This window comes from Streptomyces sp. NPDC048415 (genome assembly GCF_040651675.1).
Taxonomy (GTDB): Bacteria; Actinomycetota; Actinomycetes; order Streptomycetales; family Streptomycetaceae; genus Streptomyces.
This window is the reverse complement of record NZ_JBEZKJ010000147.1, coordinates 1-14,459: the sequence shown is the minus strand read 5'-3', so window position 1 is coordinate 14,459 and position 14,459 is coordinate 1. Positions and strand designations below refer to the sequence as shown.

The following is a 14,459-nucleotide window of genomic DNA, read 5'->3' as shown; positions in this document are numbered from 1 at the left end:
TGGCGTCAGTGCGCTGCCGCCCGCCGGGCTTGAGCAGTCCGGCCTCTTTCAGACGCTGAAGCATGACCTCCAGCAGCCGATCGGCGGCGCCGTCCCCGGCCAGCCGGGCCCGGAACTCGCACAGCACCGAGTAATCGAACCCGGGATCGTCCAGCTCCAGGCCCAGCGCGCACTTCCAGTCGATCCTGGTCCGCACCGCGTCCGCTGCCGCCCGGTCGGAAAGGTTCTCCGCGAACTGCAGCACCGACACCAGCGCCAGCTGCCCCGGCGACAGCCCCGGCCTGCCGTCCGAGGGATACAGACCGGCGAACTCCTCGTCCTCGAACAGCACGGGATCGCGTGCGTCCTCCCCGCCGACGCGGGGGTGTTCCGGACCAGAACAACGGCGTTGATCCGAAACCCTCGTCCTCCCCGCCGACGCGGGGGCGTTCCGTGGTAGGCGCCAGGCACCAGCCCGGCCGCGAGGTCCTCCCTGCCGACGCGGGGGTGTTCGGTTCTTGCCCGCCACGTTGGCCTCTCCCCCGATGTCCTCCCCGCCGACGCGGGGGTGTTCCGCCTACGAGCGTGCCCTTCGTGACGGCGGTCGAGTCCTCCCCGCCGACGCGGGAGTGTTCCGTTCTGGACTGAGCACGTGCAGGCCGAGGTCCCGTCCTCCCCGCCGACGCGGGGGTGTTCCGTCGGGGAAGCCCTGCCATGCCTCGTGTCTCAAGTCCTCCCCGCCGACGCGGGGGTGTTCCGTTCTTGAACAAGCCGATCCAGGGCGATGACTTCTCCTCCCCGCCGACGCGGGGGTGTTCCGATCGGATCCGGTCGGCGGCGCGCGCTGATCCGGTCCTCACCGCCGACGCGGGGGTGTTCCGCCGACGACGTGCGCTGGCCCCTGGAGAAGACGGGCGAGTGATGACCTCAGCTCGAACCTGGCGTGCCCGCCTCACCGCGGACGCCATCCGGCTCCGGACACGTCGGACGAAGCGCCGCCTCGATCGCCCTCTGCCGCGGCACCTTCTCCCTGGCCACCCCGGCAGCGGCACGAGCCAACTGCGCCCGCAGCTGATCGAACGCCTGAGGCCCTGACAGATCCCTCAACCTGCGACTCCGGCTCATACGCACCTAACGCCGCACCGCACCGCCCGACACCGCAATACGGCTAAATGGGGCACGCCGCGAATCTCGGCGAGCAGCAGGCGTGACACGCTAACGCCCCCGGCCGGGATCCGACGCGGGGGCTCATATTCGCGGGGGCGTACCTACGGAAGTCACGTGACTTCCGTAGGTTTACCGGCATCCGCGCTAGCCTGAACGTTAGCCCGTTAACGTTTGGAGGCCGGGATGAGCGACCAGCTGTGGACGATCGAGTCCATCCGTGACGCCCTCGGTAACCCTGCCCTGGCCCAGAGCTTCCTCGGCGAGATCAACCGGGCGCCGGCGCACCAACTGCTCGCCGTGTTCGCGAAGTGGGAGCGCATCGCCAAGGACACCTTCGCCGCCGTCGAACGCGGTCGCGAGATCGCTGCCGCCGAGGCCCGCGGGGAAGAGCCGGCAGGCGTCTGGATCGACGCGACCGATCGCGTCCTCGCCGACGCTGCGCGCATCCGCTCGCGCGGCGCGGCCTGATTCCCGGAACGCCCGACACGCACTGTCGGCGTCTTGCTACGCTCTGCGCCGTCACCCGGGCCCTTCACCCCCCGTCCTGCCGGTCCGACGAAGGGGTGAACTGCGCCCATGTACCGCCTCAAATACGACCCCGCCGCCGAAGCCGTCCACGAGGCGATGCCCCCGGCCGCCAGCGAAACCCTCACCCTCGCGTTAGCCGACGCGTGCCACGGCCCCATCGCCGCCACCCAGCCCTACGGGGAGGATGACGGGGTCGTGCGGATGCTCGTCACCGAACACGCATTCGCCGTACTGCTCGTCGGATATCAAACCAGGACCATCACTGTGCTGCAGGTGACCTACCTCGAGTAACGACGCCATCAGCACCAGCCACCACCGGGGGGAATCGTGGCCACGTCAAGAGAGCGCGCCGCAGTCGCCGGCTACCTCGGCTTCGCCGCCGTCGTCGCCACCATCGGATTTTGGATCGTCAACACGGGGCCCACCACCGCGCCTACCAGTCACCGCCTGCGCAGACGCAGGAAACCTGGAGCCCCGACCCCCTTCACACAGAATCCATCGCCTCGCCCTACGGGCCAGATCGAGACTGTGGCGACGGAACGCCCGGGACCTTCGCCGAATGCTGGGCTCGGATCAAAGCTGAGGCCAGCCAGGAAGTCCGCGATGCCGAAGCGTCACGATCCGCAGCAGCAGGACACTATGCCGCCCCTACCGCGTGGCCTACGCCCACATTGACGGCCACAGCCGTGGCCCGGCCCCCGGCCGTCACGGTCTGCTCAGACGGCTCCGTCTCCCACTCGACAGGCCGCGGCACCTGCTCGTGGCACGGCGGCGTAGCACCCTGACAACAGCGAAATCCCGCAGCGGACGAAAGGCCCCCGGCCGGGACTCCGGCGCGGGGGCGCCTCGTCATGGACTCACGGCACGAACGTCCGGAACTCCGCCAGGCAGATCAGCGACGCGTTGTAGATCGCCAACGCCACCCGGTACCGCTGCACCTGCGCCGCCATCCACGCCCCCCCCCCACAGCAGACCGGCCAGCGCGATCAGGAGCCCCGTGCCCACGCTTCGCGTCGTCGCCGCGTAGATACCGGCCGCGATCGCCAGCACGCCTAGCCACTACCGCACATCCGGCTCATCCGGCGGCGCAAACCGGATCCGGTTCGGCGACTCCGCCGGCAAGTCCTACCAGTGCCCCCGCAGTTGTTTCACATGCACCGATTTGATTACCGGACAGTCCATGCCCCAGCCCCCAAGGTTTCGCGGTAGGAGCGCAGCGTCCACGGAGGCCAGCACTCCAGCAAGGGGGCGCACGCCGAGGCCCCGCCCGTGCGAAACAGGCGGGGACCAGGGAGACGTCGAGGGTCAGGTGAGCGACACCGGCGCCAAGTTCAACGCCCCCATACGAAGAACCCGAAGGCCTTGTAGTGGTAGATGTAGCGCTGCCGTTGGAGTAGGTCGATGGCGTGCTTCGTAGCGCCAACGCCAATGGAGGCCGCTGCAGCCATCTCTCGTGCTGGCGGCATCCTGTGGTTGGCGGGCCACTTGCCACTGTCGATCTCCGCCCGGACCAGCTCGGCCAGCCTCACGGCCCTGGTGCGGATATTGTCGGCAAGGGTAGGCCAGTCCGCGCCGTCGAAGGAGACGATGCCGTAGTTGTCTGCATCGTTGTACCGCGGGCGTTCCGTTCGAATGGCCAACGTCTCAGCGGTAGCCGCCTCCTGAGGTGTTGAAAACCACTCGACGGCGAACTCTGCAGCATTGAGCGCCCAGGGCATTCGCGCAGTACTCATACCGGGACAGCCAGACGCCCGAGAAGTTGGCGCGCGGCGAAGTCTGCGGTGTGGGGCCAGGGCTCGGCGCAGCGGTCCTCCCCGCCGACGCGGGGGTGTTCCGTTCGGGCCCGTCCTGGCCAACTTGGCTGAGGTGTCCTCCCCGCCGACGCGTCCGCGTTCGCCGCCCTGGCCGACCCCGCATCGCGGGTACTACGACAAGGAAATCGCCCAGGGAAAACATCACACCCAGGCACTCCTCTGCCTCGCCCGACGCTGGGCCGACGTGCTCTTCGCGATGCTCCGCGACGGCACCTTCTACGACCCCCAACCCGCCCCCACGGGTTGACGAAACCCATAGGGGCACCCCCCGGCCGAAACGAGGGAAGACGGCGCCGCAGCATCCAAGCCCTACCCGCTCGCCCCCCGCAGTGCCCCACCAACTCACTCAGGATGGGGTGCATGACGGCTCCACCCACATCCCAACGCACCATGACCATCCCGCCCCACTCGAACGTCGTAGTGGCTTGGATGCGAGTTCAGATCTTCTCGTTGTGCGCGCTCGGCGTGGGCGGGGAGGTGGGCGAAGGCAGCAGCGCCCAGGGGCGCGGTCAGTACCATCAGCATCGCGGCCACTCCCAGGGTCCGCCGCATCCGCCCCGCATGGACGGGAAGTTGCGCGTTGCCGGAGTCGGCCGTCGGCTCGGGTAGCGTTGCCGTCCGAGCCAGCTGCGCATCGGCGTACAACTCGAGCAGTGGTTCTGGATCCTCGCCCGCCACCGCGCTCAGTGACTCGATGCATCCGCGCGGCGGCGGCTTCTCGCCGTTGAGGTAGCGGTGCCAGGCGGACCTGCTGTAGGGAGTCCGCCTGGCTAGGCCGTCCAGGCTCAGCCCCGTCTGTTCCTTGAGGGTGCGCAGCTGCTCCGCCAGGAGCCGCGAGGCAGGATCGAGCGTGCCGGGCAACGGCCGCCAGCGGGCCACCACATGAGCCTCCATCCCCCAGCTTCCCTTCTGCGTTACGGGAGGGCCGGGCACACCGGAGCCAACCGGTCACCCAGGATGCCTGGTTCATCACTGATGGCACGATGTGTACCCATCTGTGGTGGCTGACAGTCCTGTCGCGCGGGACCGCACGGGATCAGCTGAGCGCCTTGTAGTACAGCCGGAAGCCGCGCCCACCCACCGGACCTTCGGTGAGGCCCAGGCAGAGCCGGGGCGTCCCCTCGCGCAGCACGGCCAGGCCCTCCGGCTCGCGCGGCGACAAGTGCAAAGCCGTGTGTTCCACCTGCTCGTGCACGACGCGCCCGGTGCGCAGGTCGATCCGGTAGAGCCGGGTATTGCCGCCTGAAGAGGAGGGGTTGCGCGCTCCGTAGGCACTGCCCAGAAGCTGGTACGCGAAGCTGCCGTACAGCGCCATGCCTTGGAAGGGCAGGCCCGAGTCGGCTCCGGGCTGTGCCATGTCGAGCAGTGGCCGGTAGGTTCCGGCTTGGAACCGGTCGAGGTCGTACAGGGCGAAGCGCGGCGCTCCGTTCTTCTTGTAACGCAGCAGCAGACGCCGCTTCGGAGCGTCGAGTGCCGCGTAGTTGGTGGTGGAGCCGGGGACCGGGCGATAGCCCCTGAGCCCGCTGTCGGCGCGCGACAGAATCCGGCCGTCGGTGAAGCGGAAGCGGCAGATTCCGCGCCCGTAGCCGGAGGCGGGATTGGCGTCCCACTCCGTCCAGAGCGTGGCGGCCGTGGCCGACGCCTCGATGCCGAGCGCGCCTCCGTGACCGAAGCCCTTCAGATACATGTGACCTGCCGGCGAGCCATCCATGGCCAGCCGGTTCAGGCAGAGATCTCCACTCTTCGCGCGCTCCGCATGCGTACGGGCCGTCTTCTCTCCCGGCAGCCTGACGCCGCCTTCCACAATCTGCAGCGCATAGATGTGGCCGCGTGGTTCGTCGAATCCGAACGACTGCAGCACGGTGGTGTGCCGCAGCCGCCCCGTGAGCAGGGGGAGACCCGCTGCGGACAGAGCGGGCAGCTTGTGGTCGGGGACCGGGGAGGCGTGTGCTTCCCGTCCCGGCGGCAGGAAGGTCAGTGCTGCCACCGCCCCCAGCCCCAGTACGGTTCTGCGGCCCGGCTGCCCCATCTGGATGGTGTGGTGCGTCATCACATGCTCCTAGAGGTCGGGCTGCCCGCCCGCTCGCGACCGCGAACAGGCGGGCAGCCGGGGATGGTTCAGACGTCGCTACGGAGCGCCGTCAGTGCGGGTTCAGCACCACGGGACGGGGCGGAAGGTGCGGACGTAGTGGGCGGAGATGTAACCGCGGTGGCCGGCCAGTTTGTACCAGCGGGCATCCCCGAGCACCTTGGTGCCGTTCTTCTTGCGGCAAGCCCCAGGATCCTGCCGTCACGCACCTTGTCGATCTTCTGGTATGCGGTGCCCGGTCCGGAGCGGACCGTGAGCGGCAGGTCGTTCGGCGTGACCACACGGCCATGCACCTGGTCGCTCGAGTGGCCCGGCCCGCAGTGGCGCCCCGTGGGGCGCCCGTCCGGGGTGTGCACCTTGTGCGCCCGGTGATGCCCAGGGGCAGGGGGCCGGCGGCGGCGAGCGCCGCCGTGGGCAGCAACGCGAAGGCGGCCGTCACGGCCACCAGACCGTTGCGCATAGTGCGTCGGTTCATCGGAATCTCCCTGAGTGATCAGCAGGTTCACCGGATGACCCTGCGTCACTCAGCATTTCCGATGGCTCGCGAGACGATGCTGTCCCAGGTGTCCCAGAGACAAAGGGGGAACGTCCCACACCCCGGGTCACCAAGGAGTGGGACGGATGTCAGCGGCGTGGTTGCGAGACGGTGCCCCGGGTGGGTCGGGGCTCACCGTCATCGAATGTTCCTGCCCTTGCCCTGCACCAGATAGGTCTACGTCGCCAGGTCGGGGATGCCGTCGGGTCCCTGCCCATCCAGCCCTGGGCCCTCTGGAACACCTGGGTCGCTCTTTGGTCGGCCGCGGACCAGCGCGGGCCCGGCCCGACCGCGCAGTACTTCTTACCGCCGCGGGCGATCAGCATCCGGCCGAGCCGGGTGACATACGCGTTGTGGGTTCCGGGCCGAAGTGGCGGGCACCGGGAAATGCACTGGAGGCGGCCGTGCTCGCTGGCTTCGCGGCTGGTGGCGATCGCCGCCGCGGTTGAGCTGCGGCGCTGGGCCTCTGACCGCGGTCGACCGCGGTGCTTGGGGCGTGGGCACCGGGTCAGCAGCCGGCGGAGGTTCGCCCACACTGCGTATGCGTCGTAGCCGAACATCACCCGGCTTCCTCGGCATTGGTCGGGGTCAGAAGGGCGTCGCCTGGCCACAGAGGGCACCCCGCTTCCGCCCAGGCCAGTTGCTTGCCGACCTCGACGAGGACGTCTCTACGTTCGGCGGGCCCGTACGCCTGACACCGCCCGGTCGCCGGGTCGTAGGCCCGCACCTCGCTGGGCGGGCCGGAGCACACCAGGGCACGGGCGATGTCCGACAGGCCCAGGCTGAGAGCGTCGCAGTCACGGTCACGGATGAGCTGGAGCAGGTCCGCAGTGACCGCCGCCCAGTCGCCGACCTCCGGCCAGAGCGCACCGCCGCCCAGTTCCTGGGTGAGCGTGGACAGCGGCACGATCTCGCGCTGCTGGCGGCCACGGGTGACGCGGTCGTAGATGCGCGCGCCGTCAGCCTGCCGTACGCGCGGGTACAGCAGGGAGGCTGCGGCCACGAGCGAGGTGTTGATTTCCTGGGTAGCGGCCGGGTAGTACGCCTCGTGCGCGAAAGCAGGTATACCTCGCTCGTCCGCTGCGCGGGACCGTCCTGCGGGTGGGGCATGTGCGTTTCCTCCTTCGTCGACGGAATGCGGGTCGTTGCTTGGGCTGAGGCATGGGGCTGTCGGCGAGGCCCAGGCGGATAGGGACCCAGCGGTGCGTCGCCCTGCGTGCTTGCGGCGATCTGGCTGGCGAGTTGCAGCATCAGGTGCTCCCGGGCGATGAGCTCGCTGGAGGCCGAGCGTGTGTCGTGGCGTTGGAGCAGGTCTGCTGTGCCGAACAGCTGGTGTTGGCCGATCTCGACGGCGCGCCGCAGCTGGTAGGCGTCGCTGCCGGCGGCGGCGTGGACGAGGCCGGTGTGGAGGGCGGCGAGGCGCTGAAGGTAGCGGCAGGGGGCTTCGTCCGCGACGATCCGGATGTGCTCGCAGGCGCGGGCATGGAGCGGGCCGGGCACATGCTCCGCGAGCAGCGGGGCCAAGGCGGACGACGGCAGGACGATGCTCAAGGGGACGCCGTGGATGATCGCGAGCGTGGCCGCGGCCAAGCTGAGGGCCGCGACGACGGCTGTGGAGGTCCGCATGGAGATGGAGCCGAGCCCGATACGGCGTGCGGGACGCCTGGCCAGCCAGCGCAGGCCCAGGTGCTGGGCGCGCGTCCGCCCACTTTCCGCCGACCTGGTGATCGAAGCATGCGGCAGCCGGGGAGAGTAGCGGTCGAACTGTGCGTCGCGGTCGTACCGGTTGCCGACATAGCCGAGTGCTGTCTCCCGCGGCCTCCTGGCGAGTGCGTTCGGGTCCGCCTGGTCCAGTAGTCCCACCCGGGAGAACACCGACATGACCCCGCACACCCGCCGATGGCTTCTGGCGTCTTTACGCCAGCTGCGTACCCGCCGTCTCATTGCCCAGCACGGCCCGACCCTGCCCTACCCACCGCATGGGCCTCATCGCCCTGCACAGCACGTCCGCCGAAGGCAGCTTCATACGGGCCCACACCGAAGAGAACTCCGACGGCCCGCTCGGAATCCACTACGACCACTGGGACACCCTCAGCCCGGCCGAACAACTCCGCCGCCACCGGTGGCTGAACCGCCACGGCCACTCCCCCATTCAGCGCCTCCGCCTCGACGCCGACCTCATCAAGACGACCGGCCTCCACATCCTCGACTGGGGCCCACCCCCCAACCGACGACCGTGAGAGATCCGGCGCAGCCATGTCACCGCCCCGGTAGTGGTAGTTCCGGGAGCCGAGCCTGCGGTCCGGGCCCCCTGCGGGGTGCGGCCCGCAGCACGGGCACCAGGACCGTAGCGCCGACGGGCCGCTTGCAGGCGGCAGACAGTTGCGCCGGGCTGCCTGGGCGACGGCCAGCAGCAGAAGCCTTGGCCCTGGGCATCGAGTGATACCGCTGATACCGTAGATACCATGTCGACTCCCAAGGCTATGAGCCTGCGCTTCCGGGACCCCGAACAGCAGGCCGCCATCGTCGCCGCGGCCAGGCAGGCCGGGGTCAGCATCCAGGACTACATCCTGTCCGCCGCGTACGCCCGCGCGACCGCGGTCGAGGACAGCTTCCTCAAGGCATTCAAGGACTCGATGGACCGCAGCGGACAGGCCTTCGCCGCCGAGCCCAGCACCGTCGACCCTGCCCCCGAGCAGCGAGCCGCTGAACAGCAGGCCCGCCGCGAGATGGAACCGGGCGAGCGGGGCCACGCCGCGTGAACCAGCCCGGCCCCCAGCAGCCCCATCCGCTCGATGTGCCCTTCCTCCTGCACGCAGCCGGGCTCCTCGACGGTGATCCCCAGGTCGACGACTACGGTCCTCTCTACGCGGCCGTCGCCCGCGCCAACGCCCGGGCCATGGAACGCGACATCTACGGCTCCCTGCACCTGAAAGCCGCAGCCCTGCTGCAGACCCTGGTCAGGCTGCCCGCGCTCGAGCACTCCAACGAGGCCTTCGCCTGGCACTCCTGCGAGGCCTACCTCGCCCTCAATGGCCATCGCCTCAGCTACCAGCCCAAGGACGCCGTGGCCCTGGTCCGCGATGCCGCGGCCGCCACCATCGGTGCCGCCCAAATCGCCCGCCAACTGCGCGCCTGGGAAACACCCCTGAAGTAACGCCCGGCCGCGCACGACCACCACCGGCCGCACGAAGCGGCCAACTCGCTGAAGACCTCACCCGTCACGCCGTCCAGGGCCCAGGCCGTCGTGGTGCGGGCATGGACATCCAGGCCGACCGAAGTACGCTCGGAAAACATCCGGTGCCTCCCGGTAATTGCGGCACTACCCGCCACCGTGCTCACCAGAGGACAACCCGCGTCAACTTCCCTGCGGGGCATCGGTCTTCAACTGGCAGACGGCAGCAGTTCCGACTCCTCATACGGTCTACAACGGCGGGGCGTCGACCCCGCCGTGATTCATCAGCGCGGCCGCGCCGTCCGATATCGATCATTGGCGACGGGCTGGCCGGTGTATCCGAAGTCCTGAGGATGGAAGGCGTAGCCTGCGGCAGGTGACCGACCTCGTTGCAGTGGATACAGCCCAGGAGAATGCCCTCGACAGGGATCTTGCGGCGGTCGCCGACGCCTTCGATCTCGGTGAGATCACCAAGTCACCGGCCCGACCGTTCTGCGCACCGGCGACGACGTCCGCCACTTCTACAACTGGACCGTCGCCAACCAGGACCGCGCCCAGGCCCACGTCGACGTCTCCACCCTCCGGATCCCGACATCACGCTCACCCACTACACCCGTGAGATCCAGCTCGCCGACCTGCCCGACGACTTCACCGCCTCGCTCATGGGCCAGCTGGAGACGGATGGCCCGTGCTGGATCCCCGTCCACGAGCACGCGGGAACGTACCTGCGCGTCCCCCTGGCCGACGGCTCGGAGATCACCATCAGCGGCGCGACCGCCGACGGGCGCGAGGCCCACTCCCAGCACACGGCCGACGACCACGGCGGCTGGCTTGCTGTGTGGGGCGACTTCAACGACACCGTCGTCGATGTCTATCGCTCTGCCCGCCGGGGCCTAACCCGTGCCGCAGACACCGCGGCTCTGGCGGCCGCCGTACTCAAGTGCGCCCGCGAGCACGGGGGTTGGCCCGTCCTCCGGGACGAGACCCGGCAGCCCCACGCCTGAGACGCCTGCACGATCTCCCCTTCTGTCGGCCGGGCGCGGCAACGCCCGGCCGACAGGCCACCAACTCAGCTCGCAAGGAGACGTCCGCATGAGCCGCAGCCTGCAGCTCGGTCTGTTCCCCACCGAACAGGGAGCCGACCCCATGACGGACCTCGTCCCGGACGAGGTCGACTTACATCCCAATCACTCGGGCGGGAAGGACGGCCCCCGCGCCGCCGCCCTGGCCCTGGACGCCGCGCGCGCCGCCGGCGTCGAAGACCGGGTCTACACCATCCACGCCAGTCTCGGTCCCCTGGAGTGGCCCGCCGTCACCCTCGACGGCGTCCGCTACCCCGGCAGCAGCGAAACTGGCGGCCCTTCACAGCCGGGCCCTGGGCGTGCCTCCCGAGCGGCACATCGAGGTCCGCCGGACCCGCGAACTGGAAGGCGAGCGCGTCCCCGACGACCTGTTGACCTACATCGCCGAGCGCGGTGACTGGCCGCGGAAGGGCGTGCTCCCCGGCCGAAGCGACTGGAAGACCAGCCTCATCTACGGCGCCCTCACCTCCATGGTCCGGGCCCGCAAGAAGCAGCCCGGCCGTCCGGTGGTCACATGCACGGTCCCGGTGTCCCGGCGCCCGGTACGTTACCCACGGTGACTGACGTTCGTTGTCCGAGTTACGAGTAATGCGGCCATATAGCATGGCTTGCACATTTCTGGTGCGATCGTTGCTGGTCCATATATCTCAGGCAGATCGATAACAGGACGCGGGAGCAGGTGCCCCTGTGGGGGCGGAGTGTCTTCCTCGCGGCCGGTCAGGGTTTGGCATGGTCGTACAGCGGGCGGATTCGGACAGTGGCCCGCCGGTGGAGGGGCAGCCGGCAGCCGGCCACCCTGGTGTGTTCCGGGAGCTGCTTCCCATGGCGGCGTGGGCGAGCGACCACAACGGGCTCATGTGGATGTGGGCCCTGGCGGCGCAGGAGCTGCTGGGCTGGCGGCCCGAGCAGATCATCGGCCATGACGGGCTTCCCCTGCTCGTTCCGGAAGGCAACTGGGAACTGGCCAGGGAACTGAGTGCCCGGTCCCAGGCCGGCGAGACCGGCGTGGGGGCCTATCCGGTGCGGCACCGGGATGGTCACACGGTCGAGATGGAGATGTGGATATCCCCGATCACCGATCCCACCGGGCAGCCCGGCACGATGGTCGTTGCTGCCGAGACCTCCGCCGTGCGGCGGATGCGGGACTCGTTGGCGGCCCTGGAAGGGTTGTTCGGACAGTCGCCGATCGGCCTGGCGCTGTTCGACCGCGAGCTGCGCTATGTGCGGGCCAACGATGCCCTCGCTGAAATGAACGGCCTGCCAGCAGCCGCGCACGTGGGCAAGCGGATCCGTGACGTGGTTCCCGGGATCGACTACGCGGGAGCGGAAGCTTCGATGCGGCAGGTGCTCCGGACCGGGCGCGCCGTGCTGGACCGCCACACCGGCCGCACCGCCGCCGCCCCCGACCGGGACCGCATCTGGTCGAATTCATACGCCCCGTTGACCGACAGTAACGGCGAGCAGCTCGGTGTGATCGCCTCGGTCATCGATATCACCGAGGCCCAGGCCGATCACCTGCGGGCCGAGCGGGCGCGCCAGCGGTTCGCGTGGCTGGCCGAAGCCGGAGAGCGCATCGGCACCACCTTGGACCTGCGGCAGGCAGCCCGCGGGCTGGCCCAGATGCTCGTGCCCCAGCTCGCCGACACCGCCGAGGTGCTGCTGCTGGAGGGAGTACTCGCCCCTGACGACGTGGGCGCATCCTCCCACAGCCTGTTGCACCGCCTGGCCACGGCAGGACCCGGCCCCGGCACGCGGGCTCGGCAGCCGGCCTGCGAGATGACGCACCCCATCCCACCCGGATCGGTGTATGCGACCGTCCTCGCCCAACGACGCCCCCGCACCGTGCCACTGCCGCTGCCCTTGCTGGGCACCGTGCCCTCGGACCCGGTGGCGGGCCTGTTTGCCTACAGTGCCCCGGGCACCGCGCGTGTCATCCCGCTGAACGCGCGGGGCAAGGTCCTCGGTCTGGTGATCGCCACCCGTACCCACGGCGAACCGTTCGACGAACAGGACACGGTACTCATCGACGAGCTGGTCGCCCGGGCCGCACTGAACATCGAAAACGCCCGCCTTTACGCCAGCCGGAACCAAGCGGCCCTCACCCTGCAGCGCAGCCTCACCAAGCCGCTGCCCACCGTGCCCGGACTCGAACTGGCCAGCGGCTACCTCCCAGCCAGCAGCGAGAATGAAGTGGGCGGCGACTGGCTCGACGTCCTGACGCTCCCCGACGGCACGACCGGCCTGATCATCGGGGACGTCATGGGACACGGCATCCGGGCCGCAGCGGTCATGGGCCAGCTGCGTACCGTGGCCCGCACCCTGGCCTCCCAGAACGTCTCACCGGGCCGCTTGCTGCACCACCTGGACGCTGCAGTGGCCGATCTCGGCGAGAATGAACTCGCCACCTGCGCCTACGCCGTCTACGACCCGGCCACCTCCACCTGTCTGATCACCCGCGCGGGCCACCCTCCGCCCGTCCTCGCCGACCCCCACGGCACGGTCCGGCTCCTCGACGGCACCTGCGGCACACCTCTGGGCGCCCCACGCAATGTTCCCTTCGAGACCGAACACGTCCCGCTCCCGCCCGGCAGCCTCCTCGTCCTCTACACCGACGGACTCATCGAAAGCCACGAACACGACCTGGACCACGGCCTGAACCAGCTGACCCACGCCCTGCGCCGGCCGAGCCAGACACTGCAGGAAACCCGGGACCACCTCATCGCCGACCTGCTGCCCACACCATCGCATGACGACGTCGCTGTCCTTCTGGCCCGGCCACGATGACGAACCGGACCAGCCCACAGACAGCAATCCTGCACGTGAGGGGCGGGGCCCCCGGCAACTCGGCGTCAGCCACCACTAGCCTGCTGCGCCCCAGGGCTCCGCCGTCCTCGGTCTTCCACGCGGTCAGGATCAGCGATCGCGACCGGCTCACGCCACCGGGAAACCGTGTCGGTCACCTCAGCGGCCAGCCTCGCCGCGTGCGGAGCACTCGAGCCGTGTCACTACTGCCCTGTCACACTCTGCCTCGCTCAGAGGCGGAAACGGGGAGCGCAGGGCCAACGCGGCCGGGCACTCCGTAAAGCTCGGTCAGCGTGAGTAGGCAGATGGGGTGAGGCGGTTGCCGGTGACGATGCCGGCAAGGACGAGCCGGTCGATGGTGGCGCCCCGGGGCCGGTGAGTGGCCAGCCAGGCGACCTCGTCGACGCGCAGGGTGCCGCTGCTTCTGGTTTTGGGCGTGACGTCGAGGATGAGGAGCTGGCCGAAGGGGGCGTTTGTGTTGGTGTACTCGGCTTCCTGAGTGAGGTACTTGCCCTCGATGTGAGCGCGGCTGTTGTCGTCCGGGTCCTGTTTCATCTCCGTCAGGTACGCAGTGCTCCGAACTGGACCAGGACGTCGGCGTGGCCCATGCCGACGTTGTTCGTCTCTACCTGAACGATGCTGTGCAGGCCGTCCGCGCCTGGTGCGTACAGGCGGCAGGTCGCGGAGGGCAACGGACGCAACAATGCTCGCGTCTCTCCCCCTCTTGGCGCCGGTTACGAATCGCGCAGATCGTGACTGTCCGCGCCATGTTCCAGCGGAAAGGGGACCGCATGTGGCGTTACCTCGTACGCCCCGACGGGTTTTTCAGCGGTCCGCGGCGACCCGGCCCACTCCTCACGTGGCTGCGGGAGCAGTGGGGCAAGGACTGATTCCCCGTGACGATTACGCCTCGGCCTCCACGACCATGGTCAGCAAGGGCTGCACCCTGAGCGAAGCACATCACAGTCCCGCCCTGCCATCCGTGACCAGGACAGGGACCACCTGGCTGGCGTACGCGGTGTACGGGAGTCCGGCGGCGTGTGCCACCGCGTCGTGAACACGACATCGATACCCACCGCCAGACCCTTCGCGAGGTGTCCGCCACGATGACCTCGTCGATGAAGTGGTCCTCGAACTCGTCGTCGGTGAGGTCGCCGGCCAACCAGAGGTTCTCGATCGCGTCCCAGTCACCCCGGCTCCCGTCGATCCGCAGGGGCGCGGCATCGCGTGTTCCGCGCTGGCGCCGGTCGGTACCGGTGGTGACCCAGCCGCTGATCTCGTACTGGCC

15 protein-coding genes, 3 pseudogenes and 1 CRISPR repeat array are annotated in these 14,459 nt (G+C 69.3%); of the genes and pseudogenes, 10 read left to right on the top strand and 8 right to left on the bottom strand.

Annotated elements, in window-relative coordinates; all coding sequences use genetic code 11:
- Positions 1-331 (bottom strand): annotated as a pseudogene (locus AB0D27_RS42940) (transposase); the annotation flags it as partial.
- 12 nt (positions 332-343) lie between these two features.
- Positions 344-860: direct repeats of the CRISPR family, unit length 29 nt; unit sequence GTCCTCCCCGCCGACGCGGGGGTGTTCCG.
- A gap of 469 nt (positions 861-1,329) precedes the next feature.
- On the opposite strand from AB0D27_RS42940, the gene AB0D27_RS42935 reads away from it, so the two are divergent.
- Positions 1,330-1,614: a hypothetical protein gene (locus AB0D27_RS42935; RefSeq protein WP_362520447.1), complete on the top strand. Its 285-nt coding sequence runs from the start codon at positions 1,330-1,332 to the stop codon at positions 1,612-1,614.
- 108 nt (positions 1,615-1,722) lie between these two features.
- Positions 1,723-1,965 carry a hypothetical protein gene (locus tag AB0D27_RS42930; protein ID WP_362520444.1) on the top strand — a complete coding sequence of 81 codons (243 nt, stop codon included), beginning with the start codon at positions 1,723-1,725 and terminating at the stop codon, positions 1,963-1,965.
- A 1,040-nt stretch (positions 1,966-3,005) separates the two neighbouring features.
- On the opposite strand, the gene AB0D27_RS42925 is transcribed toward AB0D27_RS42930, so the two are convergent.
- The gene (locus AB0D27_RS42925; protein WP_362520442.1) at positions 3,006-3,392 is read right to left on the bottom strand and encodes a hypothetical protein; all 387 of its coding nucleotides are present in this window, start codon (positions 3,390-3,392) and stop codon (positions 3,006-3,008) included.
- A gap of 168 nt (positions 3,393-3,560) precedes the next feature.
- Between AB0D27_RS42925 and AB0D27_RS42920 the strand changes: the two are divergent.
- Positions 3,561-3,735 (top strand): annotated as a pseudogene (locus AB0D27_RS42920) (IS110 family transposase); the annotation flags it as partial.
- Positions 3,736-3,830: 95 nt separating this feature from the next.
- Here the strand turns inward: AB0D27_RS42920 and AB0D27_RS42915 are convergent.
- The 4 genes and pseudogenes from AB0D27_RS42915 to AB0D27_RS42900 form a co-directional block, all read right to left on the bottom strand.
- Positions 3,831-4,382 carry a helix-turn-helix transcriptional regulator gene (locus tag AB0D27_RS42915; protein ID WP_362520439.1) on the bottom strand — a complete coding sequence of 184 codons (552 nt, stop codon included), beginning with the start codon at positions 4,380-4,382 and terminating at the stop codon, positions 3,831-3,833.
- 142 nt (positions 4,383-4,524) lie between these two features.
- Positions 4,525-5,538, bottom strand: coding sequence for a teichoic acid biosynthesis protein C (locus AB0D27_RS42910; RefSeq protein WP_362520436.1), 1,014 nt, complete (start codon positions 5,536-5,538; stop codon positions 4,525-4,527).
- Positions 5,539-6,304: 766 nt separating this feature from the next.
- Positions 6,305-6,512, bottom strand: a pseudogene (locus AB0D27_RS42905) (peptidoglycan-binding protein); the annotation flags it as partial.
- 159 nt (positions 6,513-6,671) lie between these two features.
- Positions 6,672-7,115, bottom strand: coding sequence for a hypothetical protein (locus tag AB0D27_RS42900; RefSeq protein WP_362520434.1), 444 nt, complete (start codon positions 7,113-7,115; stop codon positions 6,672-6,674).
- Positions 7,116-8,091: 976 nt separating this feature from the next.
- Between AB0D27_RS42900 and AB0D27_RS42895 the strand changes: the two genes are divergently transcribed.
- The 6 genes from AB0D27_RS42895 (at position 8,092) to AB0D27_RS42870 (ending at position 13,153) form a co-directional block, all read left to right on the top strand.
- The gene (locus AB0D27_RS42895; protein ID WP_362520431.1) at positions 8,092-8,352 is read left to right on the top strand and encodes a hypothetical protein; all 261 of its coding nucleotides are present in this window, start codon (positions 8,092-8,094) and stop codon (positions 8,350-8,352) included.
- Positions 8,353-8,577: 225 nt separating this feature from the next.
- Entirely contained in the window at positions 8,578-8,874 is a 297-nt protein-coding gene (locus AB0D27_RS42890) for a hypothetical protein (protein ID WP_362520428.1), read from the top strand.
- The gene (locus AB0D27_RS42885) at positions 8,871-9,269 is read left to right on the top strand and encodes a fic family toxin-antitoxin system, toxin component (protein WP_362520425.1); all 399 of its coding nucleotides are present in this window, start codon (positions 8,871-8,873) and stop codon (positions 9,267-9,269) included. Before AB0D27_RS42890 ends, AB0D27_RS42885 begins: the two co-directional genes overlap by 4 nt.
- Positions 9,270-9,949: 680 nt before the next feature.
- Positions 9,950-10,291, top strand: a complete 342-nt coding sequence (locus AB0D27_RS42880; protein ID WP_362520422.1) for a hypothetical protein — start codon at positions 9,950-9,952, stop codon at positions 10,289-10,291.
- A 377-nt stretch (positions 10,292-10,668) separates the two neighbouring features.
- On the top strand, positions 10,669-10,929 hold the full coding sequence (locus tag AB0D27_RS42875; protein WP_362520420.1) for a hypothetical protein: 261 nt from the start codon (positions 10,669-10,671) through the stop codon (positions 10,927-10,929).
- A gap of 262 nt (positions 10,930-11,191) precedes the next feature.
- On the top strand, positions 11,192-13,153 hold the full coding sequence (locus AB0D27_RS42870) for a SpoIIE family protein phosphatase (RefSeq protein WP_362520417.1): 1,962 nt from the start codon (positions 11,192-11,194) through the stop codon (positions 13,151-13,153).
- 306 nt (positions 13,154-13,459) lie between these two features.
- Here AB0D27_RS42870 and AB0D27_RS42865 read toward each other — a convergent pair whose 3' ends face one another.
- Both AB0D27_RS42865 and AB0D27_RS42860 read right to left on the bottom strand, forming a co-directional pair.
- Entirely contained in the window at positions 13,460-13,726 is a 267-nt protein-coding gene (locus AB0D27_RS42865) for a hypothetical protein (RefSeq protein ID WP_362520414.1), read from the bottom strand.
- 5 nt (positions 13,727-13,731) lie between these two features.
- Complete coding sequence (locus tag AB0D27_RS42860) at positions 13,732-13,863, bottom strand: hypothetical protein (RefSeq protein WP_362520411.1); 132 nt, start codon at positions 13,861-13,863, stop codon at positions 13,732-13,734.
- A 402-nt stretch (positions 13,864-14,265) separates the two neighbouring features.
- On the opposite strand from AB0D27_RS42860, the gene AB0D27_RS42855 reads away from it, so the two are divergent.
- Positions 14,266-14,459: hypothetical protein (locus tag AB0D27_RS42855; RefSeq protein ID WP_362520409.1), on the top strand; the 194-nt coding region annotated here is incomplete at its 3' end.

Coding starts and splice junctions, on each gene's coding strand:
- AB0D27_RS42935 (WP_362520447.1), top strand. CDS start 1,330: ATGAGCGACCAGCTGTGGACGATCGAGTCCATCCGTGACGCCCTCGGT.
- AB0D27_RS42930 (WP_362520444.1), top strand. CDS start 1,723: ATGTACCGCCTCAAATACGACCCCGCCGCCGAAGCCGTCCACGAGGCG.
- AB0D27_RS42925 (WP_362520442.1), bottom strand. CDS start 3,392: ATGCCCTGGGCGCTCAATGCTGCAGAGTTCGCCGTCGAGTGGTTTTCA.
- AB0D27_RS42915 (WP_362520439.1), bottom strand. CDS start 4,382: ATGGAGGCTCATGTGGTGGCCCGCTGGCGGCCGTTGCCCGGCACGCTC.
- AB0D27_RS42910 (WP_362520436.1), bottom strand. CDS start 5,538: ATGACGCACCACACCATCCAGATGGGGCAGCCGGGCCGCAGAACCGTA.
- AB0D27_RS42895 (WP_362520431.1), top strand. CDS start 8,092: ATGGGCCTCATCGCCCTGCACAGCACGTCCGCCGAAGGCAGCTTCATA.
- AB0D27_RS42890 (WP_362520428.1), top strand. CDS start 8,578: ATGTCGACTCCCAAGGCTATGAGCCTGCGCTTCCGGGACCCCGAACAG.
- AB0D27_RS42880 (WP_362520422.1), top strand. CDS start 9,950: ATGGGCCAGCTGGAGACGGATGGCCCGTGCTGGATCCCCGTCCACGAG.
- AB0D27_RS42870 (WP_362520417.1), top strand. CDS start 11,192: ATGGCGGCGTGGGCGAGCGACCACAACGGGCTCATGTGGATGTGGGCC.
- AB0D27_RS42865 (WP_362520414.1), bottom strand. CDS start 13,726: ATGAAACAGGACCCGGACGACAACAGCCGCGCTCACATCGAGGGCAAG.